Annotated in this window: 19 protein-coding genes; 13 read left to right on the plus strand and 6 right to left on the minus strand. The window is 70.6% G+C overall.

Annotated features, from left to right (window positions below; translation table 11 throughout):
- Window positions 1–9: 9 nt before the first annotated feature.
- Entirely contained in the window at window positions 10–738 is a 729-nt protein-coding gene (locus JIX55_RS32820) for a hypothetical protein (RefSeq protein WP_257566842.1), read from the plus strand.
- Between the two features lie 92 nt (window positions 739–830).
- On the opposite strand, the gene JIX55_RS32825 is transcribed toward JIX55_RS32820, so the two are convergent.
- On the minus strand, window positions 831–2207 hold the full coding sequence (locus JIX55_RS32825; protein ID WP_257566843.1) for a M14 family metallopeptidase: 1377 nt from the start codon (window positions 2205–2207) through the stop codon (window positions 831–833).
- 464 nt (window positions 2208–2671) lie between these two features.
- Between JIX55_RS32825 and JIX55_RS32830 the strand changes: the two genes are divergently transcribed.
- Window positions 2672–3082, plus strand: a complete 411-nt coding sequence (locus JIX55_RS32830; RefSeq protein WP_257569562.1) for an ATP-binding protein — start codon at window positions 2672–2674, stop codon at window positions 3080–3082.
- A gap of 234 nt (window positions 3083–3316) precedes the next feature.
- Complete coding sequence (locus JIX55_RS32835) at window positions 3317–4627, plus strand: Nramp family divalent metal transporter (protein WP_257566844.1); 1311 nt, start codon at window positions 3317–3319, stop codon at window positions 4625–4627.
- Window positions 4628–4756: 129 nt separating this feature from the next.
- Here JIX55_RS32835 and JIX55_RS32840 read toward each other — a convergent pair whose 3' ends face one another.
- Window positions 4757–6097 (minus strand): hypothetical protein, encoded by a 1341-nt coding sequence (locus JIX55_RS32840; protein WP_257566845.1) that lies wholly within the window; start codon window positions 6095–6097, stop codon window positions 4757–4759.
- A 56-nt stretch (window positions 6098–6153) separates the two neighbouring features.
- On the minus strand, window positions 6154–6663 hold the full coding sequence (locus JIX55_RS32845; protein WP_257566846.1) for a SigE family RNA polymerase sigma factor: 510 nt from the start codon (window positions 6661–6663) through the stop codon (window positions 6154–6156).
- Window positions 6664–6818: 155 nt separating this feature from the next.
- Between JIX55_RS32845 and JIX55_RS32850 the strand changes: the two genes are divergently transcribed.
- Window positions 6819–7418, plus strand: coding sequence for a hypothetical protein (locus JIX55_RS32850; RefSeq protein WP_257566847.1), 600 nt, complete (start codon window positions 6819–6821; stop codon window positions 7416–7418).
- 97 nt (window positions 7419–7515) lie between these two features.
- On the opposite strand, the gene JIX55_RS32855 is transcribed toward JIX55_RS32850, so the two are convergent.
- The 3 genes from JIX55_RS32855 to JIX55_RS32865 form a co-directional block, all read right to left on the minus strand.
- Window positions 7516–8544, minus strand: a complete 1029-nt coding sequence (locus tag JIX55_RS32855; protein WP_257566848.1) for a CU044_5270 family protein — start codon at window positions 8542–8544, stop codon at window positions 7516–7518.
- On the minus strand, window positions 8541–9227 hold the full coding sequence (locus tag JIX55_RS32860; protein ID WP_257566849.1) for an RNA polymerase sigma factor: 687 nt from the start codon (window positions 9225–9227) through the stop codon (window positions 8541–8543). Before JIX55_RS32860 ends, JIX55_RS32855 begins: the two co-directional genes overlap by 4 nt.
- Before the next feature lie 126 nt (window positions 9228–9353).
- Entirely contained in the window at window positions 9354–9725 is a 372-nt protein-coding gene (locus JIX55_RS32865; RefSeq protein WP_257566850.1) for a hypothetical protein, read from the minus strand.
- 369 nt (window positions 9726–10094) lie between these two features.
- On the opposite strand from JIX55_RS32865, the gene JIX55_RS32870 reads away from it, so the two are divergent.
- The 9 genes from JIX55_RS32870 (at window position 10095) to JIX55_RS32910 (ending at window position 20140) form a co-directional block, all read left to right on the plus strand.
- Window positions 10095–10955 carry a hypothetical protein gene (locus JIX55_RS32870; protein WP_257566851.1) on the plus strand — a complete coding sequence of 287 codons (861 nt, stop codon included), beginning with the start codon at window positions 10095–10097 and terminating at the stop codon, window positions 10953–10955.
- Window positions 10956–11204: 249 nt separating this feature from the next.
- Entirely contained in the window at window positions 11205–11921 is a 717-nt protein-coding gene (cpaB, locus tag JIX55_RS32875; protein ID WP_257566852.1) for a Flp pilus assembly protein CpaB, read from the plus strand.
- 223 nt (window positions 11922–12144) lie between these two features.
- On the plus strand, window positions 12145–13761 hold the full coding sequence (locus JIX55_RS32880) for an AAA family ATPase (RefSeq protein WP_257566853.1): 1617 nt from the start codon (window positions 12145–12147) through the stop codon (window positions 13759–13761).
- Window positions 13762–13844: 83 nt separating this feature from the next.
- On the plus strand, window positions 13845–14417 hold the full coding sequence (locus JIX55_RS32885; protein WP_257566854.1) for a TadE family protein: 573 nt from the start codon (window positions 13845–13847) through the stop codon (window positions 14415–14417).
- A 43-nt stretch (window positions 14418–14460) separates the two neighbouring features.
- Window positions 14461–15801 (plus strand): CpaF family protein, encoded by a 1341-nt coding sequence (locus JIX55_RS32890; RefSeq protein WP_257566855.1) that lies wholly within the window; start codon window positions 14461–14463, stop codon window positions 15799–15801.
- Between the two features lie 30 nt (window positions 15802–15831).
- Window positions 15832–16821, plus strand: a complete 990-nt coding sequence (locus tag JIX55_RS32895) for a type II secretion system F family protein (RefSeq protein ID WP_443046581.1) — start codon at window positions 15832–15834, stop codon at window positions 16819–16821.
- A gap of 106 nt (window positions 16822–16927) precedes the next feature.
- Window positions 16928–17833 (plus strand): type II secretion system F family protein, encoded by a 906-nt coding sequence (locus JIX55_RS32900; RefSeq protein WP_257566856.1) that lies wholly within the window; start codon window positions 16928–16930, stop codon window positions 17831–17833.
- On the plus strand, window positions 17833–19377 hold the full coding sequence (locus JIX55_RS32905; protein ID WP_257566857.1) for a sensor histidine kinase: 1545 nt from the start codon (window positions 17833–17835) through the stop codon (window positions 19375–19377). Before JIX55_RS32900 ends, JIX55_RS32905 begins: the two co-directional genes overlap by 1 nt.
- The gene (locus JIX55_RS32910) at window positions 19370–20140 is read left to right on the plus strand and encodes a response regulator transcription factor (RefSeq protein WP_257566858.1); all 771 of its coding nucleotides are present in this window, start codon (window positions 19370–19372) and stop codon (window positions 20138–20140) included. The genes JIX55_RS32905 and JIX55_RS32910 overlap by 8 nt, the downstream gene beginning before the upstream one ends.
- Window positions 20141–20198: the final 58 nt, after the last annotated feature.

Genomic DNA, 20198 nt, shown 5'->3' on the forward strand with positions numbered 1-20198 from the left:
CTGCCCGCTGTGGAGCAGCGCATCGGTTCGAACAACCAGCCCCTGGCCGCCGCCGCGGTCGACCCGTCGCACATCCCCGGACTCACGGCACCGGTGTCCGTGAAGAAGGAGAAGCAGGAGGAGCCGGAGGACATCAAGCCGACGGAGCCCGTCGAGCCGACGAAGACCGCGGAGCCGGACGAGGCTGCCCCGGACAAGGACGAGCCGACGGCTGCCGAGAAGACGCCCGCCAAGAAGACGTCCGCCAAGAAGACGTCCGTCGAGAAAACCGCAGCGGAGAAGACCTCCGACGATGACGAGGTGGACCCCGACGTCGACGCGGACTCCGAGGCCGAGGGCGAGGCCGAGGATGAGGCCACGGCCGACGGTCCCGTCTTCGAGGCCTCCGACCGCCGCGCGAAGATCGTCGCCGACAGCCGTGGTGTACGGCTGCGCCTGGACGACCAGGAGTGCGAGTTCCGCTGGGACGAGATCGGCGCGATCGAGACGGAGTCCCCCCGCTTCGGCAAGCGTTTCACCATCACGGTCCACACCCCCGACCGTCGCTGGTATCCCATCGAGATCGAGGCCAAGGCCAAGTCCGAGCACGCCGCGTGGGAAACCGGGATCGACGAGGTCCTGGACGCGTACTTCGAGGACGGCGAGGACGAGAAGGCCGCTGACGAGAAGGCGGCTGACGAGAAGGCCGCTGACGAGAAGGCGGCCGACGGGAAAGAGGCCGAGGAAAGCGCCCCGTAAGGAGCGTGGGGAACTGCGCGACCAGCCACGACCGGCCCGCAGTTCCCCCCTCACAGAAGCCCCCGAGCTCTCATCGGCTCAAGCGGCGCGGCCTAGGCGCAGTACTGCGCTTCCTTGCCGATCGACCGGTACATGCAGTCCGAGTTCTCCAGCAACTGCAACACCGCGTCCCGGTTCCGCGCCGTCTCCCGGGCGATGACCTCGTCGGGCGGGTAGAACCCGCCGCCCCCGGCCGACCCCGGATACATCTCGAACGTGTACCCGAAGATCTTCTGGTTGCCCCACAGCCAGTCGTCGATCGACCCGTCCGTGATGTACAGGTCACTGGACTGCTCGGGCGTGTACCCGTTGCTCGCGGCCATCTTCCCGCCGACCGTCGCGAACGCGTTGCGGTCGTCCGCCGTCATCCCCGTCGTCGTGTCGGCGGTCGTGTACCCGAACGGCCACAGCACCAGCTCGCTGTACGTGTGGAAGTCGATGGCGGTCCTGATCTGCTGGACCCCGCCGACGACCCGGCTGCGCACGAAGTTGGCGACGACCTTCACCTCGGGCGCCGACTCGGCGGCCGTACCGCGGTAGGTGTCCGAGGACGTGGACCCGGACGAGCCGCCGCAGCAGCCCCAGCGGTAGTTCCAGTTGCGGTTGAGGTCGGTGCCGACGGCCGACGAACCGCTGTTGGGCTGCCGGTTCTTGCGCCACGAGCGGTACGAGCCGGTGGCGACGTCGTACTCGCCGCCGTCCGGGTTGAGGTCCGGGACGATCCAGATCTCACGGTTGTTCACCATGTTGGTGACCCGGGAGTCGGTGCCGTAGTCGGAGGTCAGCTCGTTGATCAGGTAGAGCGCCATCTCGACGGTGAGGTGCTCACGGGCGTGCTGGTGGTGGGTGAACAGCACCTCGGGCTCGGCCTCGTCCGTGCCGACGTTGTCGCTGATCTTGATGGCGACGATGTTCCGGCCCTGGTACGAGGTGCCGATGACCCGCTGGCTGACGATCGAACTGTTCGCCGAGACCACGGAGTTGATCTCGTTCGTCATCTCCGCGTAGTTGTGGTAACGGGAGTCGGCGGACGGGAAGTCGAAGAGCCGTACGTCGTCCTCGCCGTTCGACCGGTCCGGCACCGCGCCGAGCGGCGTGACCTCGTAGCCCTGTTGCTTCAGCTTCTTGACCTGGTCCGCGCGGCCGGAGATGAACACCGAGTGGTCGTCGGCGTCGTCCACGGTCACGCCGGCCTGCTGGAGCGCCGTGCGGGACTTGCTGTCCGAGTGCATATGGACCTCGTACTGGCGGATGTCGTCCGCCGAGGCCTTGGGCCGCTCGGCGCTGGTCGCCGTCGCGTCCGTGGAGGTCGCGGCGACCGGTGCCGCGAGGGCCAGCGCCAGCAGGGTGGCGAGGGCGGCGGTGCGGCGGCCTGATCTCCTGCCCGTGCCGCCGGGCGTCGCCGACCTGCCGCGTATGCGGAGTCGCATGAAGTCTCCTATTTTCTCCAGGAATTCCGGGGTCTCCGGAAGTGGGGGAGTGGAGCGGGGGGTGGATCCTTGCGACGTGCCTCGGGCCCGGCCGGTGACCGTGGGGTGCCCGGCAGGCCCTGGTGCGGGTGTGGCGCTCATGGTGCGGGTCTGGCATGACCAGGTCAAGAGTGCGCTTGGCGGGCGCGGGGCTCGCGTGGCCGGAACCGGCCGGAACCAGCTGGAACCGGCCGGGAGTTCACAGCGTGCGTAACCGGTACACGATCGCGCACACGCCCAACAGCCCCGTACATCCGCAAATACGGACGTACCTGGGCGGGAAACAGGTATATGCACGGCTGGAAACGGGTATTCCTCCCCGTGTGCCGCATACGCGCGGCGGCAACCCTGGACACATGCTGCAACTCTCCGGGGGACTCCTTCCGGATTCCGGCCCCCACTTCGCCTCGAACCCGCAACCCCCCATGGGTGCGGGCCACTTGAGCGTCGAGTACGAGCCCCGTCCCACCGCCGCCGCGCAGGCGCGCGCGCAGGTGCGCAGGCAGTTGGAGGGATGGGGACTGCTCGACCAGACCGAAACGACGGAGCTGCTGGTGAGCGAGCTGGTCACCAACGCGCTGGTGCACGCGGAGAGCCGTCTGAAGCTGACCCTGTCGGCCGCGCACGGCGTACTGCGCTGCGAGGTGTCGGACTCGGACGGCCGCCGGCCCCAGGTGCGCCGGGTGACGGAGATAGCGGAGAGCGGCAGAGGGATGTTCCTGGTGGACGCGCTCGCCAGGCGCTGGGGCTGCCACGAGGACGGGTCGGGCAAGACCGTGTGGTTCGAGCTCGGCACGTGCGGGTCCGACGGCTGTGGTCGGCGACAGCCGACGTAGCCCGCCGGGTTCCGTAAGGGCGGCGCCACCCGACCGCCCGAGTTCCGCAAGGGCGGCGCCACCCGACAGCCCAGAAACCACACCCCGGGCCCCGGCGGCACGCCAGCTGCCGGGGCCCGCCCCCGACCACCGGTCACCACCGCACCGACGCCCCGGAACCATCAAGATCACCGACGGTTTCCTTCACCGCACGCCCCCTTGTGCCCGCCCCCGCTTTGCGCTTTCTTGATCGGCATGGCTGACACCACGGACAACACAGCTGCCGGGGAAGCGACTTCGGCCCCTCGTAAGTCCAGTTGGAAGTACATCGGCCCCGGCATCGTCGTCGCCGCGACCGGTGTCGGCGCCGGCGACCTGGTCGCGACGCTGATCGCGGGCAGCAACTTCGGCTACACCCTGCTGTGGGCGGCCGTCATCGGCTGTCTCGTCAAGATCTCCCTCGCCGAGGCGGCCGGCCGCTGGCATCTGTCCACCGGCCGCACCCTCTTCGACGGCTGGGCGAGCCTCGGCCGCTGGACGACGTGGTTCTTCGTCGTGTACGTCGTGATCTGGGGCTTCGTGTACGGCGCGGCCGCGATGTCCTCCAGCGCCCTGCCCCTGCAGGCGCTGTTCCCGGACGTCATGGACCTCAAGTGGTGGGCCGTCCTGTGCGGCCTGAGCGGGCTGGTCTTCGTCTGGTTCAACAAGTACGAGGTCTTCGAGAAGGTCATGACGGTCCTCGTGGGCGTCATGTTCGTGGTGACGGTCTACCTGGCGATCAGGGTCACCCCGAACCTCCCGGACGCCTTCGCCGGCCTCCTCCCCGTCCTGCCGGACGAGAAGGACTCGATCCTCAACACCCTCGGCCTGATCGGCGGCGTCGGCGGCACGATCACGCTGGCCGCGTACGGCTACTGGGTCAACGCCAAGGGCTGGACGAACACCGGCTGGATGAAGGTCATGCGCCTCGACAACCGGGTCGCGTACGCCACGACCGGCATCTTCGTGATCGCCATGCTCTTCGTCGGCGCCGAACTGCTGCACTCCGCCAACATCGCCATCGCCAGTGGAGACAAGGGACTCATCCAGCTCGGCGACATCCTGGCGGACGAGTACGGCACGGCCACCGCCAAGTTCTTCCTGATCGGCTTCTTCGCCACCTCGTACACCTCCCTCATCGGCGTCTGGCACGGCGTGAGCCTGATGTTCGCGGACTTCGTGGAGCGCTTCCGCCGGAAGGGAGCGGTGACGGGCGAGGAGGTCGCCTCCGGCCGGCGTGAGAAGTCCTGGCCGTTCCGCGCGTACCTGCTCTGGCTGACCTTCCCGCCCATCGTCCTGCTCTTCCAGGGCCAGCCCTTCCGCCTGATCATCCTCTACGGCGTCCTCGGCGCGGCCTTCCTCCCCTTCCTCGCCGGCACCCTCATCTGGCTCCTCAACTCCTCCCGTACGCCCCGGGAGTGGCGCAACGGGATCGTCAGCAACGGGATGCTGGCGATCGCGGGGCTGCTGTTCCTGGTCCTGGCGGTGAAGCAGATCTGGGACCAGCCGTGGGCGGACTTCTTCTAGACCCCGGGCACACCAGCGGCTGGAGCCCGCGCACACCAGCGGCGGCCGGCCCCGTGGCCCGGCCGCCGCTGGACGATGCTCCGGCTGATCGGCTGATCGGCTGATCGGCTGTTCGACCGTCCCCGGTCGCTAGCCGAGCGTCTTCCACTTCTCGCTGGTGGCGATCTCCTTGAGCTGCGCCATGGTGAGCGCGGGGGTGTCGCGGGTCGCGGCCGTGTGCTGGGCGCCGGAGTTGAAGGCGCTGATCACGACGCGCAGCCCGTCGGTGCGGAGCGTGTCCACGGTCCACATGACGACCCCCTCGCCGCCCTTCTCACCGGGCTCCTGCTGCGTGACGACCTTCGTGCCGTCGGGCAGGGTCTCGGCGTCGGCGCCGAACAACGAGTCCGCGACGTCCGCCATCCCCGGCTGCACGTTGATCTGCACCAGGCTCTGCCCCTTGCCGTCGTCGAGGACGACGTACGCGAACTCCGACTCCTGCCCGCCCTTGCCGACGACATCGACACCGTCGGGGAGGAGACCGGCGAGGGTCTTCTGGATGGTGTCGCTGTCGACCATCGGGGGATCGACGGAGGTGGAGCCGGCGGAGCTGCCGGAGCCGACGGAGTCGGAGGAACCGGGGTCGGGCTTCTCCGTCGACGAGCGCTCCTTCTCCTCCTGGCTCTCCTTCTCCTTCTCCGTCTCCTCCGGAATGGTGTCGATGGCCTTGCGCCAGCCCGGGTCGGTGGCGATCTCCTTCAACTGCGCGGTGGACAGGGGCGGTTCGTCCCGGGTGACCGGGGCGTCCTTCTGGGCCTCGGCGTTCCACTCCATGACGCTGACGTCGTACCCGTCCGGGGTGACCAACTGCGCGTACCAGTGCTTGGTGTCCACACGGCGGTCCGGATATTCGTACCCCTGGAAGAGCATCAGCCGCGAACCGTCCGGCAGGGTGCTCTCCTCGCAGGAGTCGAACTCGACGAACGTCTTGTCCGGGCAGTCGGTCAGCTGCCGGGCAAGCTCACTGTCGGCCTCGATCCGCCCGAGCCCGAGCTGCACGGCCGCCCCGCCCTCGCCGTCGTCGTACACGACCTGCGCGTACGGCCCCCCGCTCGCGTCCGTGCCGCGCGCCGCCTCCCCGCTGAACTTCCCCTCCGGCAACAGGCCCTTGAGCTTGCGGACGAGGTCGGCGCCGGACACCGTGCCGTCGTCGTTCCGTGGCGCCGGCCCGGTGGACCGCCCCGCCGCCACGGACTGCTTGCCGTTCTCGCCACCGCCCACGGGCAGCAGTACCGCGCCGCCCACCCCGATGAGCGCGATCCCGGCGACCCCGCCCACCATCGCGGCCCGCCGCCGGTACAGCAGCCGTCGGCCGCGTACGGCTCCGCCACTGACCATGGCGTGCCCATCGGTCTCGAAAGCATCACCGGCCCGGCGCAGGGCGTCGCCGAGCCTGTCCTCGAAGGGGTCTTCGTGCTGGTCAAGGGGCATGACGAACCGCCGTTTCTACGAGTGGGTGTGGGTGTGGGGCGGAGTCCCCGAGGCGCTCAGGGGGTGACGTACTCACCGATGCCGTCCCCCAGGAGCACGCGCAGTCGGGCGAGGGCCCGGACGCAGCGCGTGCGCACCGCCGACGAACTGGCGTTCATCGCCGCGGCGGTCTCCTCGATGGACCGGTCCTCCCAGTAGCGAAGGACGACCACGGCCCGGTCCTTGGGCGGAAGTTGGCCCAGCGCATCGACGAGGGTGAGCCGCAGGGACGCGTCGGAGCCGGGGGCGGCGGGCACGTCCGGAATCACGTCCGTGGCTCGTTCCTTGCTGCTGCGCCGCCGCTGGTGGGCGAGGAAGGTCCTGGTCAGCACGGTCTGTGCGTACCCGGCCGGGTTCTCCGCCCGCTGCACCCGCCCCCACTTCACGTACAACCGCCCGAGCGTCTCCTGCACGAGGTCCTCGGCGAGATGGGTGTCCCCGCCGGTGAGCAGACACGCGGACCGGTACAGATGCCTCGCGCGCGCCGCCGCGAACTCCTGATATCCGTCCGCGCGGACTTGTCTCATCTCTGGCTCCCCCTGGGTGAGCTCGCGTAGGTCGTGGTCTCGGCTTCTTCGCTTCTCACTTCATTGATGCGGTGACCCCCGGGGAATGTTTCACGGGCGGGCGAGGGATACGGTGCGCTACGAGTCACCACAACGGGGCAGAGGAACGAACAACCATGGACCAGCCTGATCAGGGCCACCAGCCGCCGCCACCGCCACAGCCGTGGACACCGCCGGGCGGCCAACAGGGTTTCGGCCCGCCACCCCCGCCCTACGCCGCACCGGGTGCGCCTCCCGGCCCACCGCCCCAGCCCTACGCGCAACCGCCGCAGCCCTACGCGCAACCGCCGCAGCCGTACGGGCAACCGCCGCAGCCCTACGCGCAACCGCCGCAGCCGTACGGGCAGTCGGCGCCCCCTCCCGCCGGGCAGTCGCCGTACCCGTACGCGCCGCCGCAGGCGGCCCCGGGAGTGGCGGGAGTCTTCCCGGCTGCGCAGGGCCCGGAGTTCCTGGCCGTCGACCGCCACAACTCCGTCGTCGTCGACGTCAACGGCGTCGCCTTCGAGGACCACGGAATCTCCGTCGACTTCCCCTGGCCCGAGATCCGCAGCGTCCACTACAAGGCCGGCAATAACGGCAAGGCCCTCATGGTCGCCGTCGTCCACCTCGACGGCGGCTTCTTCGAGTGCACGGTCGAGGCCAAGCCCCGGGAACGACTCCACCAGTGGTTCGCGCAACTGGCCCAGGTGCTAGGCCACTACCGCCCGATGGGATAGGGGCGGACTGCGTGGAGACTTCACAGGTTGCGAGAACGCAGCTCTTGCCGCGGGCCGCAACGCCGTTGCCTTGCCGCCGCGTAGCACGCCTCGCTGATCACCTCGCGGCAGCAGAGGACGAGTCCGGCCGCTCCCGGTACTCGTCCACGACCGCCCGCTCCAGCACCGCCGTCTCGTCCATGACGGTCCCCTTCTTGCCCATCGAGCCGTCCGCCGTCAGATAGCTGCGTTCGCCGAGGTACGTGAGGTTCTCCCGGTCGAAGACCCACTCGGTGGCCCATGAGGCGCGTTCGTCGACGCGGCGGATGCCGACGCCGTGCCGGCCGGCGGGGTCGACCGCGTTCTCGATACGGGTCACCCCGGGGATCCTCGCGGCGGCCTCGTACAGCGCTGCGGCGGTCTTCGGTGGCATGACCGACGCGTTGAGCAGTTCGCCGATCTTGTCGAAGACGGCCTGTGACCGCTCCTGGCCCTCGAACGGCTTGATGAGGCGGTGGAGTTCGGCGAGCAGTTCGTCGGGGTCGGTGGGCAGGGCGGCCAGCCACTTGTACGTGGGGCGGTCGATGCCGGCCGGGACACCCGGCGACCCCGGCGGCAACAGCTCCCGCAGCGGGAAGTAGTCACCGTTCTCGTAGTGCAGGGCCAACTGCTGCACCAGGCCCGGCTCCTGCGAGACCCACTTCTCCAGCGTGTGCGGCTTCCCCGGTACGAACACGCTGTTCTCGTCCTCGGCCTCCGCCCCGGCCGTCAGAAGCTTGAGGTAGACCAACTGGTCGTCGCGCACCGGCTCGACCTCCGTCTCCGCGGCGACGTCGGCGATCCGGTCGAGCAGGACGACGGCACTCTCGTCGTCGGACTGCCGCAGGCCGTAGCCGGAGTCCATGGCCGTGACGAGGCCGACGGTGAGCGCCCCGGCCAGCGTCAGCGCGGCCGCGGGCAGCCACAGCGCCGGGCGCGGCAGCCTGGGGCGCGGCCGCCGGGCGGCCACGGGGGTGGAAACGGCGGGGGCCGTGGCTCGGTCGTCGTCGATGAGCTGCATCAAACGGTCCTTGTGGTGGGCGAGGCGACCAGGCGGCACATCCCGTTCGGGCGGGGGCGGCAGCAGTCGGGCCAGCTCCTCGTTCATCGGGAACCCTCCTGAATCTCCTTGAGCGGAAGGGCCGCGAACGCGGCCTCACCCTCTACCTCTCCGCGACGACGCCCCGGTTCCCTACGATCTGTTCGGGTTTCCGCCCCGCCGTTCGCGCGGCGCTCCGCCCGCTGCTCGCTCAGCCGCTCGTCCGTGAGGCGGCTGAGCCTCGCCCTCGCCCGCGACAGCCGCGACCGTACGGTCCCCACCGGGACACCCAGTGCCTCGGCCGCCTGCGCGTAGTCGAGGCCGGACCACACGCACAGCGCCAGCACCTCCCGCTCCCCACGCCGCAGTCGGCCGTACACCTGTCGTACGGCGGCGAGCCGGCGCGCGTCGTCGAGGCGCCCGGCGGTCTCCTCGGCGAAGTCGGCGACCGGGTCCGGGGCGGGGCGGCGGGCCAGGAAGGCCAGGCGGCGGCCGAGGCCGCGGTTGGCGTTGCGGGCCTTGTTGGTCGCCATGCCCAGCAGCCACGGCTTCAACGTGCCGCCGTCCGGTTCCAGTTGCTCCCGGGTGCGCCAGGCGTCGAGGAAGGTGTCGGCCATCACCTCCTCGGCCGTCGACCAGTCGCCGGTGAGCCGGTAGGCATGGTTGTAGACGGCGCGCGCGTACGCGTCGTAGACCTCCGCGAAGGCCTCCCGGTCCCCGGCCCGTATCCGCGCCCGCACAGGGTCACTCATCTCGCATGCACCTCTTACACCTCACACCCATGTCTCTCCGCGAGACGGGGGAGGTTCCGGTGACCTGCGCCACAACCGGGCGGGGGCGGGGGCGAGGGCGAGGGCGAGGACGTGCCGGCCCGCCTCTCAGTCGGCCATCGGCGTCAGCGGATCGGGCCGCGCCAGCACCTCGGCCAGCGGCACCCCCGTACGCTCCGCCACGACCCGCCGCGCCCGCAGCTCCGCCCGTGTACGGGGACGGAACTTCGGCTCCTTGCCGCAGCCGCAGCCCGTCAGCCCCTCGTAGCGCAGCCCTTCCCCCAAGACCGCCGCGACCACGGACCACGCGCGCACGTCACGCCTCGGCGGCGCCGCGAAGTCGCGCCCCGCGCAGACCAGCACCTCACCGCAGTTCGGGCACGGCGGCTCGTACCCACGGGGCACGTGCCGCTTGAAGCCGACCCGGCACGCGACGCACACGTAGTGCGGCTTGTAGTGGACGAACGCGTAGAAGCACATCCGTCGACGGTACCCAGCGGCACCGTCGACGGACCACGCGATTCGGATGGCCACCGCTGGACGTACGACAAGCCGGTCCTGACCAGTCGAGTTGTCAACGCTCCCGCACGGGCCCCGTTCACCCGTCCGGGTGCCCTCAACGCCCGTCCTCACCTGCCTAGTTGCGGCATATGCGTCTCACTCTGTGTGGATACGGCCGCACCTTCCGTGAGTTGATCAAGGAGATTCGGTGTTGATCGGGGCATGCCGTGGATATGGTGCTGATGCAAGACGATGCAGGAGGGGCGTCGAGGGCGCCGTCGATCCTCACAGGGGCCATCTGGGGCGGTGGTCGACCACCCCGCCACAGTGAACGGGGTGGTGTGCAGCGTGCCGACCGCGATAGCCGTCACCAGTTCCGATCTGGTGCTCCCACCGCATGACCGGCAGACCCCGCCCGCAGTCGTACAGCCGCAGGAGACGCTCGAAGGCTCCCTGCTCGGCATGCACGCGCTCATCGAGCAGCACGGCTATGTCATCGCCCTCCACTCGGCCTCCGACGAGTCCGCCGTCACCCGGCGGCTGCACACCGTCCGCTCCGTGCTGGAGAGCGACCGCATAGCCCTGCTCGGCGTCGATCTGCCGCCGCTCGGACTCGCCCTGCTCGCCCAGCAGTTGCGCCAGCTGTCCATGTGCGACTTCAGCCCCGGCGTGCTCGCCTCCTCCGTACGCCTCCTCGCGCACTACATCTACGCCGGCGCCCTCCTCGGCTCCGTCGCCAAGCTCGACCGGGTGCCGGTCACGCTGAAGTCGCACGCCAAGTCGTGGGTGCCGGGCGCGCAGTTCGCCGTACTGGCCAACCCCCGGCCCCAGCTCGTCCGTCTCAACGCCGCCGACCAGGAGCCCCTCGCGGGGCCCGAGTTCGGCACCCGGCTGCTCGTCGCGCAGGGGCCGCAGCCGCCGTCCGACTGGGTCACCGCGACGCTCGCGCCGGCCTGGCAGGTGCAGGGGTCCCTGCCGGTGCCGCTGCCGGAGGGGTCCGTGCGCTGGTGGGGGACCGGGAAACTCGTCGAGTTCGCCGCCGGACTCTCCGACGTCTCCGTGCTCTACCAACTGGTGTCGTCCGTACGCCGCGAGACGTGCCACTGGTGCGGCCTCGAACTCATCGGCGACCGCTGCGGGTTCTGCGCGGCCCCGCTACGGGAACCGGAACCGCCACCCGTCCGCGCGCTGCCACGGGGGGTCACATGACAGCCGTACGACAACTCCATGGTCCCGCCCGAGGCCGTACGACCGTAAGGCCTTCAGGGCAGCCGTAACCGGCCCGACCACCCGACCACCCGACCGCCCCACCGCTCGACCCGTCCGCCTTCGCCCCGCCCCCGCCCCGATCGAGGTTGTACGGATCATGCTGCATCACTCCGGGGGCCGACCCCCGGACCCCCAGCAGGAAAGCAGGATCGCTCAAGTGCCCGGCACGTCCCCACGAGGTGAGATGTAGTGAACTCGCGCCAGCGCCGCGGCGTCGTCCTGCTGGTCCTCTCGGCCCTGTGCGCCCTGGCCGCCTTCGCCGGGGTGCTCTCGGTGATCCGTGACGTGAACGCGAAGGTCGGGCCCGAGGTGACGGCGTACCGGCTGAAGAGCGACATCGCGCCCTACAAGGAGCTGTCGGCGGGCCAGTTCGAGAGGATCACGATGCCGGAGCGGTGGCTGTCCGCGACGGCGGTCACCGATCTGGCGCAGATCCGCGGGAAGATCGCCGTCACCCAGCTGGAGAAGGGCTCGCTGCTCCAGTCCGACATGATCGTCGACCGGCCCGAACTCGACCCCGGGCAACAGGAGATCGCGATCATGATCGACGCGTCCACCGGTGTGGCGGGGAAGATCAACCCGGGGTCGCGGGTCAACATCTACGCGACGTTCGAGGAGAAGGACAGCGACTCGGGCAAGGACACGTCCAAGCTGATGGTCGCCGACGCCCGTGTCATCGACGTCGGCAAGCTGACCGCCCTCGAACCCGGCCAGTCCAGCAGCGACCGCCGGCGCACGGCGACCGAGGCCGTCCCGATCACCTTCGCGCTCGACACCGCCGACGCCCAGCGCGTCGCGTTCGCCGAGTCGTTCGCCGAGCACGTCCGTCTCGCCCTCGTCGGGGGCGGGGAGGCCACGGTCGTCGTGCCGGACGACCGTTCGTACACCCTCGACGAGGACAAGTAGGAGGCCGCGCGATGAGGTCGGTCCGGAACGTCCGTACGGGGATGCGTCGAACGGGGGTGCGTCGAATGCCGCTACGGGTGGGCGCGCCCCGGGTGGGCATGCTGAGGGGGGTACGGCGAACGAGGATGCCGTGGGCGCCCGGTGGGCCCCGGGTGCCGAGCGGGCCCTGGTGGTGTGAGGCGACCGCGCCCCACACGTCCCTGACCGGAACGGGGATCTGCCGATGACCATCCGAATCCTCCCCGCCGTCGGGGACATCGACTCGGCCCGCGCCCTCACCACCCTGCTCGGCCAGCTGTCCGACGCCGAACCGGCCCCGCACGTGTCCGACTCCACCGCTCTCCTCGACACCCTCGCGCGCCTGGCCGCCGAGTCGCTGGACGAGCTGCCGGAGGTGGTGCTGGTCCACGAACGGATCGGCCCGGTACCCGCGTTGGACCTGGTCCGCGACCTCGTCCTGCGCTTCCCGGCGGTCGGCGTCGTCCTCATCACCTCCGACCCGAGCACCGGCGTCCTCACCGCCGCCATGGACTCCGGCGCCCGCGGCATCGTCAACCTCCCCCTCTCCTACGACGCCCTCGCCGAACGCGTCCAGGCCGCCGCCGCCTGGTCGGCCGGCATGCGCCGTCACCTCGGCAGCAATACGCCGGAGCTGTACACGGGCCCCGGCGGCACCGTCGTCACGGTCAGCGGAGCCAAGGGCGGCGTCGGCGCGACGGTCACCGCGGTCCAACTCGCCCTGGCGGCCCGCGCGTCCGGCCGTACGGTGGCGCTCCTCGACCTGGACCTGCAGTCGGGGGACGTGGCGTCGTACCTGGACGTGCAGTTCCGCCGCTCGGTCGCCGACCTGGCCGGTATCGCGGACATCAACCCCCGTGTCCTCCAGGAGGCGGTCTACGCGCACGACACCGGCATCGCCCTTCTCCTCGCCCCCGCCGAGGGCGAGCGCGGCGAGGAGGTGACGGACCGCGTGGCCCGCCAGGTCCTGGCCGCGCTGCGCTCCCGGCACGACGTGGTGGTCGTCGACTGCGGCTCCCAGATGAACTCCGCCACCGCGGCGGCGGTCGAGATGGCCGACCATGCGCTGCTGTTGGTGACCCCGGACGTGGTGGCGGTCCGCGCCGCGAAACGCATGGTCCGCCTCTGGGACCGCCTCCAGATCCGCAAGGCCGAGGAGACGCTCACGGTCGTCAACCGCCACTCACGCGGTACGGAGATCCAGCCGTCGCTGGTCGAGAAGGTCACCGGCACGCGGGTGGCCCGCGCCGCGGTCCCCGCCGCCTTCAAGGAACTCCAGTCCGTCGTCGACGCGGGCCGCCTCCAGGACCTCGACGCCCGCTCGGTGGTCAAGCAGGCGTTGTGGGCGCTGGCGGGGGAACTGGAACTGGTCGCGGCGCCGGAGCACGGCGGGGGTGGCCGTCGCCGCCGGTCCTCGGCCGACCGCGGCGCCCTCGTGCTCCGCCGCAAGGGCGGCGACCGGGGTTCGGTGACCCTCGAATTCGCCGGAATGTTCCCCCTGATCCTGATCACCATGGCGATCCTCTGGCAGGCCGCCCTCTACGGCTACACCTACTCCCTCGCCGGCAATGCCGCCGACGAGGCCGCCCGCGCCGCCACCGCCGCCTACGCCGTCGACGGTGACATCGCCGGCGCCTGCGAAGCCGCGGGCACCCTGAACCTCCCGGGCGCCTGGAAGGACACCTCCATCGACTGCGCCCCGGCCGGCTCGGTCATGAAGGCCGAGGTCGAGGCCAACGTCCCTTTGTTCTTCCCCGGCTTCGACGCCGGCTGGACCGTCAACGGCGAGGCGGGCGCGGCGCTGGAGGGGGACACGGAATGAGGGCGCCGGTCCGACACCGCCGACGCCGGGACCCACGGGCACGGCCCGAACGGCCCGAACGGCCCGTACCGAGCGGCCGTCGCATGTCATCCCACCCCAGCTCCGCCGCCTTTGCCCCGCCCGGCCACAAGATCCCGCTGCAACGGCGATCGACCACCACGGCGCATCCCGGCGGTGCGGAACCGGCCGAGGTCCCCACGCACCCCGCCAAGCCCACGCACCTGGCAACGCCCACCCACCCGGCAACGCCCACGCACCCCCCGAAGCCGCACCCCCCGAAGCCGCACCCCCCGAAGACGCAGCCCCGCCGCTGGAACGACCGTGGCGCCTCCATCCTGGAGTTCGCCGGGTTCCTCCCGATCCTCCTCCTCGTAGCCATGGCGGCGATCCAGCTGGGTCTGGTCGGCTACGGCATCAGCCAGGCCGGATCGGCCGCCCGCGCCGCGGCTCGGGCCGAGTCACTCGCACCCGGGGCCGGCGCGGCCGCCGGCGCAGCCGCTGCGAGCGCGTGGCTGAACCCCGCGGTCGACCCGGGCGGAGGCGGCGTCGACACCACCACAGCCACGGTCACCGTCACCGTCCCCTCGGTGATCCCCCTCTTCGACCCGGTCACCGTGGAACGCAGCGTCACCATGCCCAACGACACCGACAACTGACCCGCCCAACGACACCCCACCCCCGAGAGGAGTTGACGAGAAGATGAGCCTGCGATCCCGTATCGCCGCCCCCGACGAAGGGGGTGCCGGACGCGAGGACGGACACCTCGTGGCCGTCTACCGTGCCAAGCTCCTCGAAGAGATCGACCTGGCCGAGATGTCGGCCCTGACGGCAGCCGACCGCAGGGCCCGCCTGGAACGCGTGCTGGGCCACATCATCAGCCGAGAGGGCCCGGTCCTCTCTTCCGCCGAACGCTCCCAGCTCATCCGCAGGGTCGTCGACGAGGCCCTGGGCCTGGGCGTCCTCGAACCCCTCCTCGCCGACGCGTCGGTCACGGAGATCATGGTCAACGGCCCGGACTCGATCTTCGTGGAGCGAGGCGGCCGCGTGGAACAGCTGCCGTTGAGGTTCGCCTCCACCGACCAGCTCATGCAGACCATCGAGCGGATCGTCTCCACGGTGAACCGAAGGGTCGACGAATCCAACCCCATGGTCGACGCCCGCCTCCCCACCGGCGAGCGAGTCAACGTGATCATCCCCCCGCTCGCCCTCACCGGCCCGACCCTCACGATCCGCCGCTTCCCCCGCGCGTACACCCTCCCGGAGCTCATCGGCCTCGGCTCCCTCGACGAGCAGATGCTGATGATCCTCGCCGCGTTCGTACGGGCCCGCTTCAACGTCATCGTCAGCGGCGGTACGGGCACCGGAAAGACGACCCTCCTCAACGCCCTCTCCGGCCTGATCCCGTCCCGAGAGCGCATCATCACCATCGAGGACTCCGCCGAACTCCAGCTCCAGCAGGAGCACGTGATCCGCCTGGAGTCGCGCCCGCCCAACATCGAGGGCAAGGGCCAGATCACCATCCGCGACCTGGTCCGCAACTCCCTCCGTATGCGCCCCGACCGCATCATCGTCGGTGAGGTCCGCGGCGGCGAGACCCTCGACATGCTCCAGGCGATGTCGACGGGCCACGACGGCTCCCTCGCCACGGTCCACGCCAACTCCGCCGAGGACGCCCTGATGCGTCTCCAGACCCTCGGCTCGATGTCCGAGGTCCTCATCCCCTTCGAGGCCCTCAAGGACCAGATCAACTCGGCGGTGGACGTGGTCGTCCAGCTCACCCGCTTCGCCGACGGCTCCCGCAAGGTCACCGAGATCGCCCTGCTCGTCTCGCACGGCCGCGAACAGTTCCGTATCGCCACGGTCTCCCGCTTCGTCCCGGACCCCCTCAGCGCCGACCGTGTCGTCCACGGCCGCTTCGAACACCTGCCGATACCCCGTTCCGTCGCGGAGAAGCTGTACGTGGCCAACGAGCCGCTGCCACCCGCGTACGGCGTGGCCGAGGCCATCGACGTACTCAACACCCGCCAGGCCATCGGATAGCCCGAGAGCCCCGAGGAGGTAGGACCGAACATGGCGACAGCCCTGGCAACCCTGGCCCAGGCACCCCTGGACCTGGACAACTCCACCCTGCTGGCCCTCGGCGCCACCGTCCTCGGCGGCACCCTCGCCGTCGCGGGCGCACACTCGTACGCCTCGGGCCGCGCCCAGCGCCAGGCCGTCGTCGACCGCCTCGCGGGCAGCCCGGGCGGCCCGCTGCGCACGGCGGCAGGCCGCGTACGACGCTTCACGGCCGTCGACCGCCGACTGCGCCGCACCCGCCTCGGCCGCGCGATCCATCTGCGCCTGACGACGACGGGACTCGACCTGACGGCGGGCGAGTTCGCCACCTACGTCGCCATGGTCGTCGTCGCCCTGTGGCTGATCGCCGCCGGAACCCTCGCCCCGTTCTTCGGACCGATCGCCGCCGCCGTGGGCATCTGGAGCGCGGCCATCTTCCTCAACTGGCAACGCCAGAAGCGCATCGAGGCCTTCATCAACCAACTCCCCGACGTGGCCCGCCTCCTCGCCAACGCCACGGCGGCCGGTCTGGCCCTCCGTACGGCCCTGGCGATGGCGGCGGAGGAGCTGGAGGCCCCGGCCGGCGAGGAACTGGCCCGAGTCGCCGACCAGTTGGCGCTCGGCCGGTCCGTGGACGACGCCCTGGGCGAACTCGCCGAACGCCTCCCCTCCCGCGAACTGATCGTCCTCGTCACCACCCTCGTCCTGTCCAACAAGGCGGGCGGCACGGTGGTGAGTTCGCTGCGCAACCTCACCCAGACCCTGGAGGACAGGAAGGAGACCCGCCGCGAGGTCCGCACGATGCTCTCCGAGGTCAACGCGACGGCCTTCACCGTCCCCCTCCTGGGCCTGGGCTCCCTGCTCCTGATCAACTCCTCGAACGACGGAGCCCTGGCCCGAGTGACCGGCTCCCCCCTAGGCCAGGCCCTGGTCCTCATCTCGGTCGGCCTCTACACGGTCGGCTTCTTCGTCATCCGCCGCCTCGGCAAGATCGAAGTGTGAGGCGGGACATGGACCGGAATATGAGGCGGGACATGGACCCGGATATGAGGCGGGACATGAACCGGAATACGAGGCGGAAGCGGACGGACCCGAGGCGACGACGACGATGACGATGACGACGATGGTGCCCTTCCTCCTCGCCCTCCTGACGGCCGTCGCGGTCGCCGGCGTCCTCCTGGGCATCCGCATGATCCGAGCCGACGCGAAACTCCCCAGCGACCTGGCCCTCGCCCTGGAGGTGGGCGCCACCCGTGTCTCGAAGACCGGCTCGGCCGTCGACCGCCTGGGCATGCGCTTCGCCCCCCTGGTCCTGCGCCTCATGGGCCCCCGCCGGGTCGAGGCCAAACGCCGCCGCATCGACATGGCGGGCAACCCCGGCGGCCTCACCCTGAACCGCTACGCCGCCCGCCGAGCCGTCTACGGCTTCTTCGGCGCCTTCATGGGCCTGGTCTTCCTCACCAGCGACCGGCCCCTCTTCGCCGCCTTCACCTTCGCCTTCGGCCTCCTCGCCGCCGACGCCGCGATCTGGCAGGCCATCCGCGAACGCAAGGACGTCATCGACCGCACGCTCCCCGACTTCCTCGACGTACTCGCGGTCGTCGTGTCGGCCGGCCTGGGCTTCCGCCAGGCCCTGGACCGCGTGGCGGAGAAATACGAGGGCCCCTGGGCCGACGAGCTGCGCATCACCCTCCGCCAGATGGACATGGGCGTGAGCCGTCGCCAGGCCTTCGACGAACTCCGCAGACGCAACTCCTCCGAACAGGTCGCCCAGTTCGTCTCGGCCCTCCAACAGGGCGAGGAGCTGGGCTCGCCCATCGCCGAAACCCTGATCCAACTGGCCGCCGACATGCGCCGCACCGACGCCCAGAACGCCCGCCGCCGGGCAGCCCGCACCATCCCCAAGGCCACCCTCGTCACCCTGGTCTTCATGCTCCCGGCCACGATGATCCTCATCGCGACGGGCATGTTCCTCGGCTCAGGCACCAACTTCGGCGAGATCCTGGGCCGCTGATGAGCCCCCGCCTGCCTCTCCGCTTGTCGCAACTGCGGGCAGTTGTGTCGCCGAGGGTTTTCGCGGCCGCTACCTCTGCCTGTTCGTACTGCGGGCAATCGTGCCGCTGGGGCGGCACGGGTGGGCGCAGGCGGCACCCTGCAAGCGCCGGTGAGCGCCTCCAACCCCCGCCCGGCCCCAGCGAAGGGGAACGCCGCCCACTCCCGCCCAGCCCCAGCGAGGGACAGCGCACCCCACCCCCGTCCACCCCCACCACCGGCTACCTCCAGGACGACGCGCAGCCCCCCGCCACCCTCCGCCTCCAACTCAACGCCCTCCAGGCCCTGGCCCGCCAGACCTTCGCCGTCCGCCTCACCACCCTCGCCATCGGCACGCCCTTCGCCATGGCCAACACCACGGACGGCCCTCCGACCCACGCCGTGCTCATCGCCGCGGTCCTCGGCATCACCATCTCCTACGCCATGCTCAGGGACTGGCACCGCTTCGGCCCCCGGCTCCTCGCCCACCCCACCCTCATGGCCCTGGACCTCCTCTTCGGCGCGGTCCTCCTCCTCACCGCCTCCCCGGCCTCCCCCCTCGCCTACGCCACGGTCTGCACCCCCCTCCTCTCCGGCCTCCTCTACGGCTGGCGCGGTGCCGGCGTCCTCACCGGCCTGCAGCTGACGGTCCTCCTCACCGTCCACCGCGCCTGGGAACACCGCCCCGGCGCAGGCGCCAACACCCTCCTCATCGCGGGCTTCTGCGTCGCGGCCGGCATCATCGGCGTAACCCTGCGCAACCTGATGTTCCGCTTCGGTACGGCGACCCAGGCGCTCTCCGAAGCCACGTCCCGCCTGGCCGTCGCCGAGGCCGTGGAGTCGGAACGCGCCCGCCTGGCCCGCGAACTGCACGACTCGGTGGCCAAGACACTCCACGGCCTGGCCCTCGCCGCAGACGCGTTGGCGACCTCGGCGGACCGCCCCGACCCCGACCCCACCCGGGTGAAACAACAGGCCACCCTCGTCGCATCGGCGGCCCGACGGGCCGCCGCGGAATCCCGCGACCTCCTCACGGACCTACGCCGCCACGCGGACCTGACCACGACACCCCCACCCACGGACTTGAAAACCGAACTAGCCAAGCGCACAAGGGACTTCGCGACCCGCACCGCCATCCCCACCCACCTGACCCACACGTGCGAGGCACCCCCACCCCTCCCACCCGAAACGACCCACCACCTCCTGGCGATCACGGCGGAGGCCCTGGAGAACATCCACCGCCACGCGCGGGCGACGACGGCGGAGGTGTCCGTGGAGGCCACCCCGACCACTCTCCGCCTCACGATCAAGGACAACGGCGTAGGCCTCCCGCCCGCCCTCACCCTCGAAGAGGCGCAGAGATCCGGCCACTTCGGCCTCCTGGGCATGGCGGAACGCGCCGCCCGGATGGACGCGGCCCTGCACCTGGAATCGGACACCACCGGCACCCGAGTGACCCTGGCTCTCCCCCTCTCCACACCCCCCGCCACCCCCGAAGCCCCCCAACAGGAGGCCGCTCATGCCTGACCAGCCCCAGGCACTCCCCGGCCCACCCCTCCGCGTACTGGTCGCGGACGACAACCCGGTGGTCCTCGCCGGCCTCACCGCCCTCCTCTCCGGGCACCCCGACATAGAGGTGGTGGCCCAGGCCACCAACGGCGAGGAAGCGGTGCGCGAAGCGAGCCGACACCGCCCCGACGTCGCTCTCCTCGACGTCCGCATGCCCGGCACGGACGGCCTCACCGCACTCCCCGAACTGGCCGTTCTCTGCCCCGTGATGATGCTGACGTACAGCACGGAACCCGAGGTCGTAGCCGAGGCCCTGCGCCGGGGCGCGGTCGGCTACCTGGTCCACGGCGAGTTCACCGCCCCCGAACTGATCACGGCGGTACGGGACATGAGGGAAGGCCGCCCGACGATCTCTGCGGCTGTCTCAAGTTCGTTCGGCGTTTCCTACAAACCTTCACACGAAAGTCACGACCATCCTTCGCAGCTGCAACCAGTTGTGGCACAGTCGTCAAAGGCTCGACCGGCCTATGCGGCGTCGTTACACCGCCGCATCCTCGACCGTTCCAACCGACCGTCCTTCGGCCTGAGTTCAAGGGAGGTGGAGGTGATGGACCTCATCGCGTCCGGCATGAACAACCGCCAGATCGCCGCCACCTGCTTCATCAGCGAGAAGACCGTCAAGAACCACATCAACCACATCTTCGCGAAACTGCACAGTTCAACCCGCAGCGAAGCCATAGCCCACTGGCTCGGCACGACCCACGGGGGGTGGCCCCGATGACCCCACCCCCCGGAGGAAGTTGGGCCCCCGGACCCACCCCCGGTACGTGCCATCTCAC

The organism is Streptomyces sp. DSM 40750 (assembly GCF_024612035.1).
Taxonomy (GTDB): domain Bacteria; phylum Actinomycetota; class Actinomycetes; order Streptomycetales; family Streptomycetaceae; genus Streptomyces.